13 protein-coding genes are annotated in these 15,239 nt (G+C 58.2%); 8 read left to right on the top strand and 5 right to left on the bottom strand.

Annotated elements, in window-relative coordinates:
• Positions 1–178: 178 nt before the first annotated feature.
• The gene (gcl, locus tag CQ009_RS29025; protein ID WP_105709417.1) at positions 179–1,954 is read right to left on the bottom strand and encodes a glyoxylate carboligase; all 1,776 of its coding nucleotides are present in this window, start codon (positions 1,952–1,954) and stop codon (positions 179–181) included.
• A gap of 268 nt (positions 1,955–2,222) precedes the next feature.
• Here gcl and CQ009_RS29020 point away from each other — a divergent pair, with 268 nt between their 5' ends.
• The 3 genes from CQ009_RS29020 to CQ009_RS29010 all read left to right on the top strand — a co-directional run bounded on the left by CQ009_RS29020 (position 2,223) and on the right by CQ009_RS29010 (position 4,524).
• Entirely contained in the window at positions 2,223–2,663 is a 441-nt protein-coding gene (locus tag CQ009_RS29020) for a heme-binding protein (protein ID WP_038363926.1), read from the top strand.
• Between the two features lie 100 nt (positions 2,664–2,763).
• Positions 2,764–3,834 carry an alpha/beta hydrolase gene (locus CQ009_RS29015; RefSeq protein WP_146117578.1) on the top strand — a complete coding sequence of 357 codons (1,071 nt, stop codon included), beginning with the start codon at positions 2,764–2,766 and terminating at the stop codon, positions 3,832–3,834.
• 231 nt (positions 3,835–4,065) lie between these two features.
• The gene (locus CQ009_RS29010) at positions 4,066–4,524 is read left to right on the top strand and encodes a transposase (protein WP_064390897.1); all 459 of its coding nucleotides are present in this window, start codon (positions 4,066–4,068) and stop codon (positions 4,522–4,524) included.
• Between the two features lie 187 nt (positions 4,525–4,711).
• Here CQ009_RS29010 and CQ009_RS29005 read toward each other — a convergent pair whose 3' ends face one another.
• Entirely contained in the window at positions 4,712–5,320 is a 609-nt protein-coding gene (locus CQ009_RS29005; protein ID WP_008083515.1) for a TetR/AcrR family transcriptional regulator, read from the bottom strand.
• A gap of 135 nt (positions 5,321–5,455) precedes the next feature.
• On the opposite strand from CQ009_RS29005, the gene CQ009_RS29000 reads away from it, so the two are divergent.
• Positions 5,456–6,370, top strand: a complete 915-nt coding sequence (locus CQ009_RS29000; RefSeq protein WP_105709415.1) for a DUF808 domain-containing protein — start codon at positions 5,456–5,458, stop codon at positions 6,368–6,370.
• Positions 6,371–6,553: 183 nt separating this feature from the next.
• Here the strand turns inward: CQ009_RS29000 and CQ009_RS28990 are convergent, their stop codons facing one another.
• Both CQ009_RS28990 and CQ009_RS28985 read right to left on the bottom strand, forming a co-directional pair.
• Complete coding sequence (locus tag CQ009_RS28990; protein ID WP_064390900.1) at positions 6,554–7,342, bottom strand: VacJ family lipoprotein; 789 nt, start codon at positions 7,340–7,342, stop codon at positions 6,554–6,556.
• On the bottom strand, positions 7,335–8,633 hold the full coding sequence (locus CQ009_RS28985) for a hypothetical protein (protein WP_064390901.1): 1,299 nt from the start codon (positions 8,631–8,633) through the stop codon (positions 7,335–7,337). The genes CQ009_RS28990 and CQ009_RS28985 overlap by 8 nt, the downstream gene beginning before the upstream one ends.
• 224 nt (positions 8,634–8,857) lie before the next feature.
• Between CQ009_RS28985 and CQ009_RS28980 the strand changes: the two genes are divergently transcribed.
• Complete coding sequence (locus tag CQ009_RS28980; RefSeq protein WP_064390902.1) at positions 8,858–9,226, top strand: hypothetical protein; 369 nt, start codon at positions 8,858–8,860, stop codon at positions 9,224–9,226.
• Between the two features lie 98 nt (positions 9,227–9,324).
• On the opposite strand, the gene CQ009_RS28975 is transcribed toward CQ009_RS28980, so the two are convergent.
• Positions 9,325–10,920 carry a glycosyl hydrolase family 17 protein gene (locus CQ009_RS28975; protein ID WP_105709414.1) on the bottom strand — a complete coding sequence of 532 codons (1,596 nt, stop codon included), beginning with the start codon at positions 10,918–10,920 and terminating at the stop codon, positions 9,325–9,327.
• A 286-nt stretch (positions 10,921–11,206) separates the two neighbouring features.
• Here CQ009_RS28975 and CQ009_RS28965 point away from each other — a divergent pair, with 286 nt between their 5' ends.
• From CQ009_RS28965 to CQ009_RS28950, 3 genes are all read left to right on the top strand, one after another.
• Positions 11,207–12,058, top strand: a complete 852-nt coding sequence (locus CQ009_RS28965) for a glycine betaine ABC transporter substrate-binding protein (protein ID WP_105709413.1) — start codon at positions 11,207–11,209, stop codon at positions 12,056–12,058.
• Positions 12,059–12,299: 241 nt separating this feature from the next.
• Positions 12,300–12,611 (top strand): DUF485 domain-containing protein, encoded by a 312-nt coding sequence (locus CQ009_RS28955; protein WP_016987516.1) that lies wholly within the window; start codon positions 12,300–12,302, stop codon positions 12,609–12,611.
• The gene (locus tag CQ009_RS28950) at positions 12,608–14,266 is read left to right on the top strand and encodes a cation acetate symporter (protein ID WP_064390905.1); all 1,659 of its coding nucleotides are present in this window, start codon (positions 12,608–12,610) and stop codon (positions 14,264–14,266) included. The genes CQ009_RS28955 and CQ009_RS28950 overlap by 4 nt, the downstream gene beginning before the upstream one ends.
• Positions 14,267–15,239: the final 973 nt, after the last annotated feature.

Genomic DNA, 15,239 nt, shown 5'->3' with positions numbered 1-15,239 from the left:
GGTGGTCTCCTAAAAAACGGATGTGACACGGTTGGTCAGAATGTTCGCGATCAGTCCCCTCTCCTGGGGGAGAGGGTTAGGGTGAGGGGGATCCTGAGTCTGATCCGAATTTTGCGATCACCGCAAAACCTTTCCCTCACCCCAGCCCTCTCCCGGAGGGAGAGGGAGCTAATTACGATCAATCAAGCAGCGAAATCGCCGTTGGCGCATCGTTGCCGACCAGCGCCAGGTCTTCGAATTCGTTGACGGCGTTGATCTCGGTACCCATGGAGATATTGGTCACACGCTCCAGAATGATCTCGACGATCACCGGCACCTTGAACTCTTCGATCATCTGTTCGGCCTTGCGCAGGGCAGGGGCGATTTCCGATGGTTCGAATACACGCAGCGCCTTACAGCCAAGGCCTTCAGCCACTGCGACGTGGTCAACACCGTAACCGTTGAGTTCCGGCGCGTTCAGGTTATCGAAGGACAGCTGCACGCAGTAGTCCATTTCGAAGCCGCGCTGTGCCTGACGGATCAGACCCAGGTACGAGTTGTTCACCACGACGTGGATGTACGGCAGTTTGAACTGAGCGCCGACCGCCAGTTCTTCGATCATGAACTGGAAGTCATAGTCCCCCGACAGGGCCACGACTTTCCGGCTCGGATCGGCCTTCACCACGCCCAGCGCTGCCGGAATGGTCCAGCCCAACGGGCCGGCCTGGCCACAGTTGATCCAGTGACGCGGCTTGTAGACGTGCAGGAACTGCGCGCCGGCAATCTGCGACAGACCAATGGTGCTGACGTAGCAGGTGTCCTTGCCGAACACCTGGTTCATTTCTTCGTAAACGCGCTGTGGTTTGACCGGCACGTTGTCGAAGTGGGTCTTGCGGTGCAGGCTGGCTTTGCGCTGCTGGCAGTCTTGCAGCCAGGCACTGCGGTTTTTCAGCTTGCCGGCGGCTTGCCATTCACGGGCCACTTCGATGAACACGGTCAGTGCGGCAGCAGCGTCGGAAACGATGCCCAGATCCGGCGTGAACACACGCCCGATCTGCGTGCCTTCGATGTCGACGTGAATGAACTTGCGGCCTTCGGTGTACACGTCAACCGAACCGGTGTGACGGTTGGCCCAACGGTTACCGATCCCCAACACCACGTCGGATTTCAGCATGGTGGCGTTGCCGTAACGGTGCGAAGTCTGCAGGCCGACCATGCCGACCATCAGCGGGTGATCGTCCGGGATGGTGCCCCAGCCCATCAGGGTCGGGATCACCGGGATGCCGGTCAGCTCCGCGAATTCAACCAGCAGATCGCTGGCGTCGGCGTTGATGATGCCGCCGCCGGCTACCAACAGTGGGCGCTCAGCTTGATCAAGCAGAGCCAAAGCCTTCTCGACCTGAATGCGGGTCGCGGTCGGTTTGGCCAATGGCAGCGGCTGGTAAGCGTCGATGTCGAATTCGATTTCGGCCATCTGCACGTCGAACGGCAGGTCGATCAGCACCGGGCCTGGACGGCCGGAGCGCATTTCAAAAAACGCTTTCTGGAACGCGTAAGGCACTTGGCCCGGCTCCAGAACAGTGGTTGCCCACTTGGTGACTGGCTTGACGATGCTGGTGATGTCGACAGCCTGGAAGTCTTCCTTGTGCATACGGGCGCGGGGTGCCTGGCCGGTAATGCAGAGGATTGGAATCGAGTCGGCCGAGGCGCTGTAGAGCCCGGTGACCATGTCGGTACCGGCAGGGCCGGAAGTACCGATGCACACGCCGATGTTGCCGGCCTTGGTGCGGGTGTAGCCCTCGGCCATGTGCGAGGCGCCTTCAACGTGGCGAGCAAGGACGTGATCGATGCCACCGACTTTCTGCAAGGCGGAGTACAGCGGGTTGATGGCAGCGCCCGGGATGCCAAAAGCGGTATCAACCCCTTCACGGCGCATCACCAGAACGGCGGCTTCGATTGCTCTCATTTTGCTCATGGTTTTGTGCCTCTTTACGTTTTGTAATTGTATACAAGTGGCTTTGCGCAGAGTGTATTCACGGCGGACGGCGCAGGTCAATCCATTTTCTCAAGCGCCTGTTTCATTCGTCGGAAGCCTTTCTGAGTGTGGCTTTTCGTCGCATGTGGCGCTTTTCGAGAATTATTGTATACAAAAAAATAACTCATTGTGTTCTATTTGTTGCATCGGGCTGCGGCAGAAAAGCGCAGCCCCACGACTTTCCCTATAACAAAATGAGGACGGCACCATGAGCGCTTTAACCTTGAAAGTCGCAGTCAACCTGGTCAACGAAGCCATCAACGCAGGGCGCGGCATCAACGCCGCCCCCCTGACCATCGCGGTACTCGATACCGGCGGCCACCTGATCACCCTGCAACGCGAAGACGGCGCCAGCCTGCTGCGCCCGAACATCGCCATCGGCAAAGCCTGGGGCGCCATCGCGCTGGGCAAAGGCTCACGCCTGCTGGCACTCGACGCGCAACAACGGCCAGCCTTCATTGCCGCACTCAACAGCATGGGCCAGGGCAGCGTCGTGCCGGCACCGGGTGGTGTGTTGATTCGGGATCAGGCAGGGAATGTGCTGGGCGCGATCGGCATCAGCGGGGATTTGTCGGATATCGATGAGCAGGTGGCGATTAAAGCGGTGGAGGCGTTGGAGTTGAGGGCGGATGCGGGGGTGGCGGCCTGACCGGAAAATAAATCAACACGTCTGATGGCGTGATGATGACGAAGCGGGGCGGGGTCTATAGACTGCCGCCCCTCTCGTTTATGTATCAAGGAAGATCTGCGTGAAAACGCTATTTGCCATGACGATGGCCGCCGCCATCACCCTCTGCACGCCCGTCCTGCATGCGACGGAAGCCCCCGACGCCGACGAAATCGCCTTTAACGCGCTGAGTCCGGTGGTTTCTGCACTGCTCAACGCCGACGATGTACCGGAGTTGATGGAGCGGGCCGAGAAGCTCGAAGAAACCGACACGTTGCAGGCAATTGCGGTTTACCTGGCAGCCTCCCGTGAAGATCCCAAGCAACTGCTGGCGCCTTATCAGGTGGCGGCGCTGTTTGCCCGCCGTGGCGATGATCGACTGGCGCTGCGCTATCTGCAGGAGGCCGATGACCGTGGCCTGTGGTTCGGCCCGCTGCTGGCAGGGGACGAAGACTTCTCCGAGCTCCGCGACACCGCCACCTACAAATCCGTACTGGCCAGCGCGCAGCAGCGTTACAAGAAAATCGCCGAGGGCAAGGTTGGCGCGATTTCCGTGCTCAATCCGTCGGCGAAGATCCCTGCGCCCAAAGCCTGCCGCCCGGTGGTGGTGTGGCTGCACGGTTACGGTGTCAATGGTGAGCTGGATGCAGACTACCAGCCGCTGGCCGACACCGGCGCAATCATTCTGGGGATCAACGGCACGCAAATGATCAACGCGGTCGACAGCTTCCGTTGGATCGGCCCCGGTTTCGAAGGCACCCATCAAACCGTGCAGAAAGGCCTCAAAGCCCTCGAAGCCCAGCAATGCATCGATCGCAAACGCGTGTTCCTGATGGGCTTCTCGCAAGGTTCGCAACACGCCGGCGCGCTATTGGCGCAACACCCGGACGATTACGCCGGCGCACTGCTGCTGTCACCCGGCGGCAATCAACCGACGCCCACCGAAAGCAAGGCGCGCGGCAAGCGTGTGTTTGTCATCAATGGCAAAAAAGAAGGGCCGGGCAATCTACAGATGAGCGCCGATTTCCGCCAATTGTTCAGCGACGGCAACGAGGTCAAATCCCGCACTCATGAGGCTGGACATACTTTCCCGGACGACTGGAGCACCTCGCTGCCGCAGGCGTTGCGCTGGTTGATGGGGGAGGAGGTTTGAGATGTGGGTGTATCGGTTTGATCGCTAGCGTCTGATCGATTGTCATCGCTGGCAAGCCAGCTCCCACAAGGTTTTTTGTCTTGTTCAGATTTTGTAACCAATACAAAAACCTGTGGGAGCTGGCTTGCCAGCGATGGCGGCCTGACTGACACATCAAGAAAAAAGACCAGCCCGCCGTATAGACCACAGAGGACTAGCCTTCTGATGAACCCATCATGAAGGGGCAATGGATTGCCTGATCTTCCTGCTTCACATCGTCTGCGAGCCGGTCGCTATGCCGAGCCCAACCGCATCTATCTACTGACCACGAACACTCTTGATCGAAAACCCATCTTCGCCAATTTCTCTCTGGGCAGATTGGTCGTTCATCAATTTCGTCGCGCGCAAAATGTTGGACTGGCAAAGTCGTTGGCATGGGTAGTCATGCCGGATCATTTTCATTGGTTGATTGAGCTGGAAAACTGTTCGCTCAGAAGGCTGATGAGGGAAACCAAATCTTTGATTGCTCGGGACGTGAACGAGTGCAGCGGTCGAAGCGGGCCGCTTTGGCAGCAAGGCTTTCATGATCGTGCACTGCGGCGGGAGGAGGATTTGGTGAAGATGGCGCGGTATGTAGTGGCCAACCCATTGCGGGCAGGCTTGGTGGAAAAGCTGGGTGATTATCCGCTGTGGGATGCCATTTGGATTTGATATGAAACCGAGTTGCCTTCATCGCTGGCAAGCCAGCTCCCACAGGTTTTTGTGCTGGACAAAGATTTTGCAGTTCTGCATGAGTGATTGTGAGAGTTGGCAAGCCAGTTCTGTGTTGGATACAAATTTTGCAAACAACACAAATCCCTGTGGGAGCTGGCTTGCCAGCGATAGCATCACCGCGGTCTTACTGATCCGGCTCACACCCCTTCAACACCAACCGGATAATCGTTTGTGCCGCCGCCTCGTAATCCGCCTCGTCCAGCTTGTCCTTGCCGGTCACAGCAGAAATCTGCCAGTCAAAGTCGGCGTAGGTCTGGGTTGCGGCCCAGATGCTGAACATCAGGTGATTAGGGTCGATCGGGGCGATCTGGCCGCGATCGATCCAGCTCTGGATGCAGTCGATGTTGTGCTTGGCCTGGCCGTTGAGCTGCTCGACCAGGTCGGCGCTCAGGTGCGGGGCGCCGTGCATGATTTCGCTGGCGAATACTTTCGAGGCGAAGGGCAGGTCGCGGGAGATGCGGATCTTCGAGCGGATGTAGCCGCTCAGCACTTCGCTCGGCACACCGTCGGGATTGAACGGCGTCGACGCCTGCAGAATCGGCACGATGATGCTTTCCAATACCTCGCGGTAAAGGTTTTCCTTGGACTTGAAGTAGTAGTAGACGTTGGGCTTGGGCAATCCCGCCTTGGCGGCGATGTCGCTGGTTTTGGTCGCAGCGAAGCCCTTGTCGGCAAACTCCTCACTGGCGGCACGCAGGATCAGTTCTTTGTTGCGCTCGCGGATTGTGCTCATAAACCCGGTGGTTCCTTGCCTGTTCTGGCGGTTGCGCATGGTAGCACCGGCCTCGCGCGACGCTCAAGAATGCCCCGCGTGGTCTAAGGTCGCGTTATGCTTCGCAACATTCATACATAAAAGGAAACAGGATTCATGGCAGGAAGCAGTTTGCTGGTGCTGGTCGACGATATTGCCACCGTGCTGGACGACGTGGCGTTGATGAGCAAAATGGCCGCCAAGAAGACCGCCGGCGTGCTCGGCGACGATCTGGCGCTCAACGCCCAGCAGGTCTCCGGCGTGCGTGCCGAGCGGGAAATTCCTGTGGTCTGGGCCGTGGCCAAGGGTTCGTTCGTCAACAAGCTGATTCTGGTGCCCTCGGCGCTGGCGATCAGTGCGTTCGTGCCATGGCTGGTGACGCCGCTGTTGATGGTTGGCGGTGCTTACTTGTGTTTCGAAGGGTTCGAGAAACTCGCGCACAAATTTCTGCACAGCAAGGCAGAAGACGAGATCGAACATGCGCAACTGACTGAGGCGGTAGCCGATCCGGCGACTGATCTGGTGGCGTATGAGAAAGACAAGATCAAGGGCGCGATTCGCACTGACTTCATCCTCTCGGCAGAGATTATCGCCATCACCTTGGGTACCGTGGCAACGGCCTCGCTGACGCAGCAAGTGATCGTGATGTCCGGCATTGCGATTGTGATGACGGTGGGCGTTTATGGCCTGGTGGCGGGCATCGTCAAACTCGACGATCTTGGTTTGTGGCTGACCCAGAAGCCTGGGCAGGTCGCGAAGAAAGTCGGCAGCGCCATTCTGAGCGCGGCACCGTACATGATGAAAACCCTGTCGGTGGTCGGTACGGCAGCGATGTTCCTGGTCGGCGGCGGCATCCTCACCCACGGCGTGCCGGTGGTGCATGACTGGATTGAAGGCGTAGGCGCGGCGGCCGGCAGTGTCGGGTTTGCGGTGCCGATGTTGCTTAATGGTGTGGCGGGGATCATTGCCGGTGCGGTGGTGTTGGCGGTGGTTTCTGTCGTCGGCAAAATCTGGAAATCCCTGAAAAACTGACATTCAACACAAAACCCTTGTAGGAGTGAGCCTGCTCGCGATAGCGGTGTATCAGCCCCACAAGTGTCGCCTGACACACCGCTATCGCGAGCAGGCTCACTCCTACAGTTTGATCTTTTGTTGTGCCATGAAAAAGGGCCATTCGACTCGCATCGAATGGCCCTTTTTTGTACCTGCCGAAAACTATTCGGCGATCTGCAACTTGCGCGCCTCGGTATACACGTAGCGCACCTTCTCGTACTCGAACGGTGAGTTCATCTGGCCATAACGGAAGCTGGTCTGGTAGCGCTTGTCGACGGCACGCAGGGCCCAGACTTCCGGATGGTTGGAGCTGACTTCCGAGACATTGAGGAAGTTGATCGCCGATTCGGCGGTGTAGTCCACGGCCAGACCCGCGGTATCACGGATATTCGACGGGCCGAAGATCGGCAGTACGAAGTAGGCGCCACCCGGTACACCATAGAAGCCCAGGGTCTGACCGAAGTCTTCGCTCTGGCGCGGCAGGCCCATGGCGGTCGCCGGATCCCACAAGCCAGCAATACCGATGGTGGTATTGAGCAGCAGGCGTGCGGTGGTTTCCATCGAGCGCTGGCCCTTGAACTGCAACAGGCTGTTCAGCAGGTTCGGTACATCGCCGAGGTTATTGAAGAAGTTGCTTACCCCAGTGCGCACAAAGCTTGGCGTGACGTAACGATAGCCATCGACCACCGGCAGAAATACCCATTGGTCGAAGCGGTAATTGAAGTGGTAAACCCGGCGGTTCCACGATTCCAGCGGGTCATAGACGTTCAGCGCGTTGAGCGTCGAACGCTCGAATTCGCGTTGATCCAGGCCTGGGTTGAATTTGAGTTTGGACAGCGGCTCTTTGAAGCCGTCGCTGTCGACCACAACCGGCGCGTTGGCTTTACTGTTGTCGGCCTGGACCACGCCTGTGCAGAGGAGCGCAGCAATCAGCAGGAGATATTTAGCCACGGAAGAACTCCAGCATGGCGTCGCTGTTGACGCGATAGTTAATGTTGCCGCAATGGCCGCCCAGTGGATAAACGGTCAAGCGATCACCGAAGGTCTTGCGCAGGAAGCCGAGGTCGCCCGGGCCGAGGATCACGTCGTCGGCGTTGTGCATTACGGCGATTTTCGGGCTGTCGTGCAGGTAATCCTTGAGCGCGTACAGGCTGACCTGATCGATCAGTTGCAGCAGGCTGCCGCCGTCGGTGCGTGCACGCCACATCGGAATCACCTGATCGGTCAGGTAGCAATCGAAGTCGCATTGCAGCGCACGCTTGAGGAACGGCGTGAGGCTGGTGCCTTCGGTGATGGGGAATTTCGGTGGCGTGATCAGGCCGCGACGGTTGATCAGGTCCGACGTGAAGGCAATGTCGGCCGCCGAGAAACGGAACGAGGTGCCGATCAGCATCGCCATCTGTTCGTTGGTCAGGTGCTGCTTGGACTGCTGGAAGTCGTAAAGCAATGCATCGTTGAGGTCGATGTAGCCTTTCTGCTGGAAGTAGCGAGTCAACTTGCTCAGCACCAACTCATAGAACGTGGTGCTGGTGTTGATACCTTTAACTTCGGTTTGCACCAGTTTGTCGAGGTTGGTGATCGAGGTGTAGAGGTTCACCGGCGGATTGAGCAGCAGGACTTTCTTGAAGTTGAAGCTACGACGGGTTTCGTCCAGGTGCGCAACGAATGCAGCATCAAGGGCGCCGAGGCTGTAGCCGGTCAGGTAATACTCGGTCACTGGCACTTTCGGATTTTGCGCGCGCACGGCCTGCATCACCCGGTACATGTCTTCGGCGTCTTCTTTGGTCACGCCCGGCGTGGCGAAGCGCGAGGCGGCACTGATGAAGTCGAAACTGGTCGGCGACGACAGCTGCACGACGTGGTAGCCGGCCTTGTAGTAGAGCTTTTTCAGGTATTCGTTGAGTGTGCTGTCATAACGCGCGCCGGTGCCTGCGATCAGGAAGATCAACGGCGCCGGCTTGTCCTGGGTGGCGATGCGGTAGGTGAGCTTTTTTACCGCCCAGAAGTTGTCCGGCAAGATGAACTCTCGCTCCGGGCGCAACGTCAGGCTGCGGTCCGACTGATTGATGTCGTCGTCCAGCGGCAATTCCGGGCGCAAGTCCGGCGGCGTCGTGGCGATGGTCGCCTCGAACGGGTTGGTCAGGGGGTAGCCATAACTGGCGGCATCGATATCCACCGCCAGTGCGGACGCACTCAAAATAAGGCCGCTGAACAGCGCGGCGAAGCGCAAGGAACGGAGCATGACTAGATCCCTTAGAGGAAGGTGCCGAATGAAGTTCGCAGGCTATGACCACCGGGTTTGCGCCAAAGTGCCATGCTGCGGCACCAAACAGGCAGAATTCGGAGTAATAGTAGCTGGACGATACACTTTGCACCGACTGAATGAACAGTTAACAGTTGTTAGTTCTTGCACACGGCTGGCTGCAGATTAAGCTGGCCGACGATTTCCGAAGATTGGAGTGTTTCATGTCCCGCCGCTTGCCCGTGATTTTGCTGCTTGTTCTGTTGCCGTTGTGGCTGGCTGCCAGTTATGCCGCGCGGTATGGCTTTATGGAGGACGGGCAGTGGGTCGGTATCTGCGTGGATGAGGCCAGTCGCTGGGAATGCCAGGTGCGCTCGAACCTTGGTTTGATGATTCACTTCAAGGTGTTGGGCTGGGCAGCGTTGGGGGCGGCGTTGGTCGGTTTTGTCTTGCCCGGGCGGGCAGGGTGGTGGCTGGCGGTACTGGCGCTGGTGTTCGGGGTGCCGGCGCTGGCGTTGTACAACACTACGTTGGCGGTGTTTGCGTTGGTGATTGCCGGGTTGCGGTTGGTCCGCGAGTCCCGTAGCGCCTGATCGTCAGCTATCGCGAGCAGGCTCACTCCTACAAGGGGAACGCATTCCAAACTGTAGGAGTGAGCCTGCTCGCGATTGGGCATTTCAGTCGATGAATATTAAATCTTGTGAACGCGCAGGCAGCGCCACAAAGCAGCCACCATCAAGCCACTCACCAACGCCCAGCCCCACGCCTGCTGATTCTGCAACCCTTCCTGATACAACTGCGGCGCAATCCCCGCACCAACAATAAACGTCAGCAGAGCAATTTCGCGACGCGGCACACTCACCGGACGGCACAGATACACCAGCGCCGGCAGCACGAACGCCATGCTGGCAAAGCTGCGATAACGCGGATCGAAGACCATCTCGAGCATCATCACCGCCGCAGCAAAACCTGCCGCCGCAACCAGCCAGCCGGCACGCCGCTCCAGCAGATTGAACGCACGTTGACGCCAGCCAGTACGCGCACTGAGCGCCAGCGCCGCATGTGCCAACACCAACAGGTTCAACGCTGTCAGCAAGCCGACCCACAGCCATTCGCCGGTAAACCTTGTGGTCACTCGCGCCAGATCACCCCAGGCGCCAATCGAGCAAGCGCCGAGGGCGCCCAGCAGCGGCAACACCAGCGCCGAGCGCGTGGTGCGAACGCGACCGCCAAGGATCAGTGTGCCGAGGAAAATCAAACCACCAACCGCCAGCCATTCCTTCCAGAACGGCACATTGGTTACCGGCCCGGCGAGTACGCCTTTGTCCTGACGATCCGCATCAAACAGCCCCCAATAGCCACCGACCGCGCCTTCACTGCCGCGCTTCCACGGCTGGTCAAACGCTTCGATCAGGTTGTAATGCCAGCCTTCTTGCTCGGCCATTGCGACAAAACCACGAATGAATTTGGCCTCGTTGACCCGGCTCGGCAGGGCGGTTTCGCGCTGACGGCCTTCGCTCGGCCAGCCGGTTTCGCCGATCATCACGTCTTTGGGCGCGAATTTATTGCCGAACACCTGGCGAACTTGCGCGACATGTTGCAGAGCTGCGTCGATGTTTGACGGGTCATCTTCCCAGTACGGCAATAAGTGAATGGTCAGGAAGTCCACTGCTGGCGCGACTTCCGGATGCTTGAGCCAGAACTCCCAGACGTCGGCGTAAGTGACCGGTTGCTTGATCTGGCTCTTGACCTTGTTGATCAGGCGGACCAGTTGCGTGCCGGTAACTTCTTTGCGCAGCAAGGCTTCGTTGCCGACGATCACCGCGCTGACCACGTCCGGGTTGGCGTTGGCCGAGGCGATCAGCAGGTCGACTTCTTTCTCGGTGTCCACCGGGTTGCTGTTGACCCAGGCGCCGATCATCAATTTCAAGCCGTGTTTGCGCGCCAGATCCGGCAGCGCCTCGAGGCCTGTCATCGAATAGGTGCGAATGCACTCAAAGCGTGTCGCCAGCAATGCGAGGTCGGCGTCCATGCGCTCGGGGCGCAGCTTGAATGGCACGTCGAACGGCGATTGGTCTTTGTCGAACGGCGTGTAGGACGCGCATTGCAGCTTGTGCGTCGGCGTCGCAGCGTCCGGCAGTATCACCGGTTTGCCGAGGCCGTACCAGAAGCCACCGAGGGCAAACAGGCCCAGCAGGCAGGCAAATAAATAAGCAGGGAAAGGAAAGCGGGACGTCGCGGACATGGTCGGGCCGAGTGGCTGCAAAGCGACGCATGTTACCTGCATTTATAGAGAGGTTGGTGGCCTGCATGATTTGCACATGCAAAGTTCGGGCGGATTATTTGGCGTCATTTATAAAGCCGCGATTAATGGCCTTCTGATGTCGTTTCTCGTTGCCTTGAGGTCGCTGACAGAGCAGGTCGCCTGAGGCGTCAGGTTGATGATCAAGGCATCAGTACTCCGCTGATGTTCGAGTTGGTTTGCGGTCAGGCGTGATGGGGGCGCTGTGCACCATAACAATACGTTGACGATGCCCGGCATCCGTCGGGCGCAGCATTTCGGGGAAGTAACGATGAAGATGCGACGACTTTTAGGCGCAGGTGCCGCTCTGGTGCTTGCGATGAGCTCCACTTTCGCCAGCGCAGAAAAACAGACCCTGAACATCGGTTACGTTGACGGCTGGTCCGACAGCGTCGCGACCACCCACGTGGCGGCCGAAGTGATCAAACAGAAACTCGGCTACGACGTTAAGCTGCAAGCCGTCGCCACCGGGATCATGTGGCAGGGCGTTGCCACCGGCAAACTCGACGCCATGCTCTCGGCCTGGCTGCCTGTGACCCACGGTGAATACTGGACGAAGAACAAGGATCTGGTCGTCGACTACGGCCCGAACTTCAAGGATGCAAAAATCGGCCTGATCGTGCCGGAATACGTCAAAGCCAAGTCGATCGAAGACCTGAAAACCGATGACACCTTCAAAAACCGTATCGTCGGCATCGACGCCGGTTCAGGCGTAATGCTCAAGACCGATCAGGCGATCAAGGATTACGGCCTCGACAAGTATTCGCTCAAAGCCAGTTCCGGCGCCGGCATGATTGCCGAGCTGACCCGTGCCGAGAAGAAAAACGAATCCATCGCCGTCACCGGTTGGGTGCCGCACTGGATGTTCGCCAAGTGGAAACTGCGCTTCCTCGACGACCCGAAAGGCGTGTACGGCGCAGCTGAAACCGTGAACAGCATCGGCAGCAAAGAACTCGCTACCAAAGCACCGGAAGTGGCCAAGTTCCTGAAGAACTTCCAGTGGGCATCGAAAGACGAAATCGGCGAAGTGATGCTGGCGATTCAGGACGGTGCCAAGCCTGACGCAGCGGCCAAGGATTGGGTCGCCAAGCACCCGGATCGCGTGGCTGACTGGACCAAATAAAAGCAACACCGCCGTACCTCTGTAGGAGTGAGCCTGCTCGCGATAGCGTCCTGTCAGTTGATGAAAATGTCGACTGATACGACGCCATCGCGAGCAGGCTCACTCCTACAGTTGTTTTGGGGGTACCGAAGAATGGCGATTACGTCATGGCGTTCTACTACTAAGGTCGTCTGTTCCCGCTCCCGCAGCCGCATACATTAGCTATGTTCCAACAATAATTTGTGCTGCGAGGATAAAAACAATGAACGACAGCATTTACCTCTCGATTCAAAACAGTCCCCGATTCAAGGAGCTGGTACAGAAAAGGGAACGATTCGCCTGGATTCTCTCGGCAATCATGCTCGGGCTTTACTCCGCATTCATCCTTCTGATTGCTTACGGGCCGCATATTCTGGGCGCGAAGATCAGTCCTGAATCATCCATAACCTGGGGTATCCCGATCGGTGTCGGGCTGATTCTGTCTGCCTTCATCCTGACCGGTATCTACGTGCGCCGCGCCAATGGCGAGTTTGACGACCTGAACAATGCGATTCTCAAGGAGGCTCAGCAATGATCCGGCGTCTACTGGCTTTATTGAGCGTTGCAGCGTTCGCACCGGGTGTCTGGGCGGCTGACGCGTTGACGGGAGAGGTGGCCAAACAGCCGCTGAATATTCCTGCGATCCTGATGTTCGTGGCGTTCGTTGGTGCGACGCTCTACATCACCTACTGGGCCTCAAAGAAAAACAACTCGGCGGCCGACTACTATGCGGCGGGCGGCAAGATCACCGGTTTCCAGAACGGTCTGGCGATTGCCGGTGACTACATGTCGGCGGCGTCCTTTCTGGGGATTTCCGCGCTGGTGTTCACCTCCGGCTACGATGGCCTGATCTACTCGATCGGCTTCCTGGTGGGCTGGCCGATCATTCTGTTTCTGATCGCCGAGCGTCTGCGTAACCTGGGTAAATACACCTTTGCCGACGTGGCGTCCTACCGCCTCGGGCAAACCCAGATTCGCACCCTGTCTGCCTGCGGTTCGCTGGTGGTGGTGGCGTTCTACCTGATTGCGCAAATGGTTGGTGCCGGCAAGCTGATTCAGCTGTTGTTCGGTCTGGACTACCACGTTGCCGTGATTCTGGTTGGCGTGCTGATGTGCATGTACGTGCTGTTCGGCGGCATGCTGGCGACCACCTGGGTGCAGATCATCAAGGCTGTGCTGTTGCTGTCCGGTGCCTCGTTCATGGCGCTGATGGTGATGAAGCACGTAGGCTTTGACTTCAACACATTGTTCTCCGAAGCGATCAAGGTTCACGCCAAGGGCGAAGCGATCATGAGCCCGGGCGGCCTGGTCAAGGACCCGATTTCGGCCTTCTCGCTGGGTCTGGCGTTGATGTTCGGTACTGCTGGCCTGCCACACATTCTGATGCGCTTCTTCACCGTGAGTGACGCAAAAGAAGCCCGCAAGAGCGTGCTCTACGCAACTGGCTTCATTGGTTACTTCTACATCCTGACCTTCATCATCGGCTTCGGCGCGATCCTGCTGGTCAGCACTAACCCGGCCTTCAAAGATGCGGCTGGCGCGCTGTTGGGCGGCAACAACATGGCGGCGGTGCACCTGGCCAACGCGGTCGGTGGCAGTATCTTCCTCGGCTTTATCTCGGCGGTGGCGTTCGCGACCATTCTGGCGGTTGTGGCGGGCCTGACGCTGGCCGGTGCTTCAGCGGTTTCTCACGACCTGTATGCCAGTGTGATCAAGAAGGGCAAGGCGAACGAGAAGGACGAGATTCGTGTGTCGAAGATCACCACCATTGCCTTGGCGGTGTTGGCGATCGGCTTGGGCATCCTGTTCGAAAGCCAGAACATTGCGTTCATGGTTGGCTTGGCGTTCTCGATCGCGGCGAGCTGTAACTTCCCGGTACTGCTGCTTTCGATGTACTGGAAGAAGCTGACCACCCGTGGCGCGATGATTGGCGGCTGGTTGGGTCTGGTGAGTGCGGTTGGCTTGATGATCCTCGGCCCGACCATCTGGGTGCAGATTCTGCATCATGAGAAGGCGATCTTCCCTTACGAGTACCCGGCGCTGTTCTCGATGATCATTGCCTTTGTGGGGATCTGGTTATTCTCGATCACTGACAAGTCGGCGGCAGCGGACAAAGAGCGGGCGCTGTTCTTCCCGCAGTTTGTGCGTTCGCAGACTGGGTTGGGGGCGAGCGGGGCGGTTTCGCATTGATGGTTTGATGGTTTTGTAAATGTTGTGCTGAATGCCCCGGTTGAGAGATCGGGGCATTTTTATTGGGCGGTTATCGGCTAGAGTTGTGTACATATCCGTTGCTGCGGTAACGGCTTCTTAGGGTTTCGCCCTTACGGCGACTCACTTTTTTTACAAACGCCTAAAAAAGTAAGCAAAAAAACGCTTGCTCCTACGTGCGGCCCGCTCGCTGGGGCTCGGGGTTCCTTCGCTGCGGGATCGATCCGGGCGCAGCGCCTACGGTTTGCTTCGCTGCACCTCCTCTCGCTGTATTTGGCTGCGCCAAACGGTCGCTGCGCTCCCACGCCCGGATCAATCCCTCCACTCAGCCTTCCGACGTCGCCCGAGGATCAAGATCAAGAGCAGGCGAGCTGACACTCGGCCTATTGAGTGGTTAAGGGCGGATGTTCGGCTTTTGATTTGCGTTGTTGCTGCCCCTCACCCCAGCCCTCTCCCGAGGGAGAGGGAGCCGATTTGTGAGCTTTTCAGAATCTGAGTTCAACGCGGTATCGCACGTCGGCGTATCTCCCCCAAACACCACGATCAGTTCCCTCTCCCTCCGGGAGTGGAAGGAGAGGGTGCTGATTTCGGTGCTTTTCAAAGCCTGAGTTCAACGCGGTATCGCACGTCGGCGTAGCTCCCCCCAAACACCTCAATCAGTCCCCTCTCCCTCCGGGAGAGGGCTAGGGTGAGGGGCTCTTGATCTGGCTTTTGATCTTGCTTTGGCTTTGGCTTTGGCTTTGGCTTTGGCTTTGGCTTTGGCTTTGGCTTTGGCTTTTGATTTTTTGCCCCATCGGCAGGCCGAGCGGAGGTGTTCATCCGGGGGTAGGCGCGCAGCGCCGTGCGGCGAAGCCGCATTCATCGAGAGGAGGTGCAGCGAAGCAAACCGTAGGCGATGCCCCCGGATGGACACCGTAGCGAGGGAACACTGAGCCTCAGCGAAGTGCCGTACGCC

The organism is Pseudomonas sp. MYb2 (assembly GCF_002979955.1).
In the GTDB taxonomy this organism is placed as follows: Bacteria; Pseudomonadota; Gammaproteobacteria; order Pseudomonadales; family Pseudomonadaceae; genus Aquipseudomonas.
The sequence above is the reverse complement of the archived record's forward strand: the minus strand, read 5'-3'. Positions and strand labels throughout refer to the sequence as shown.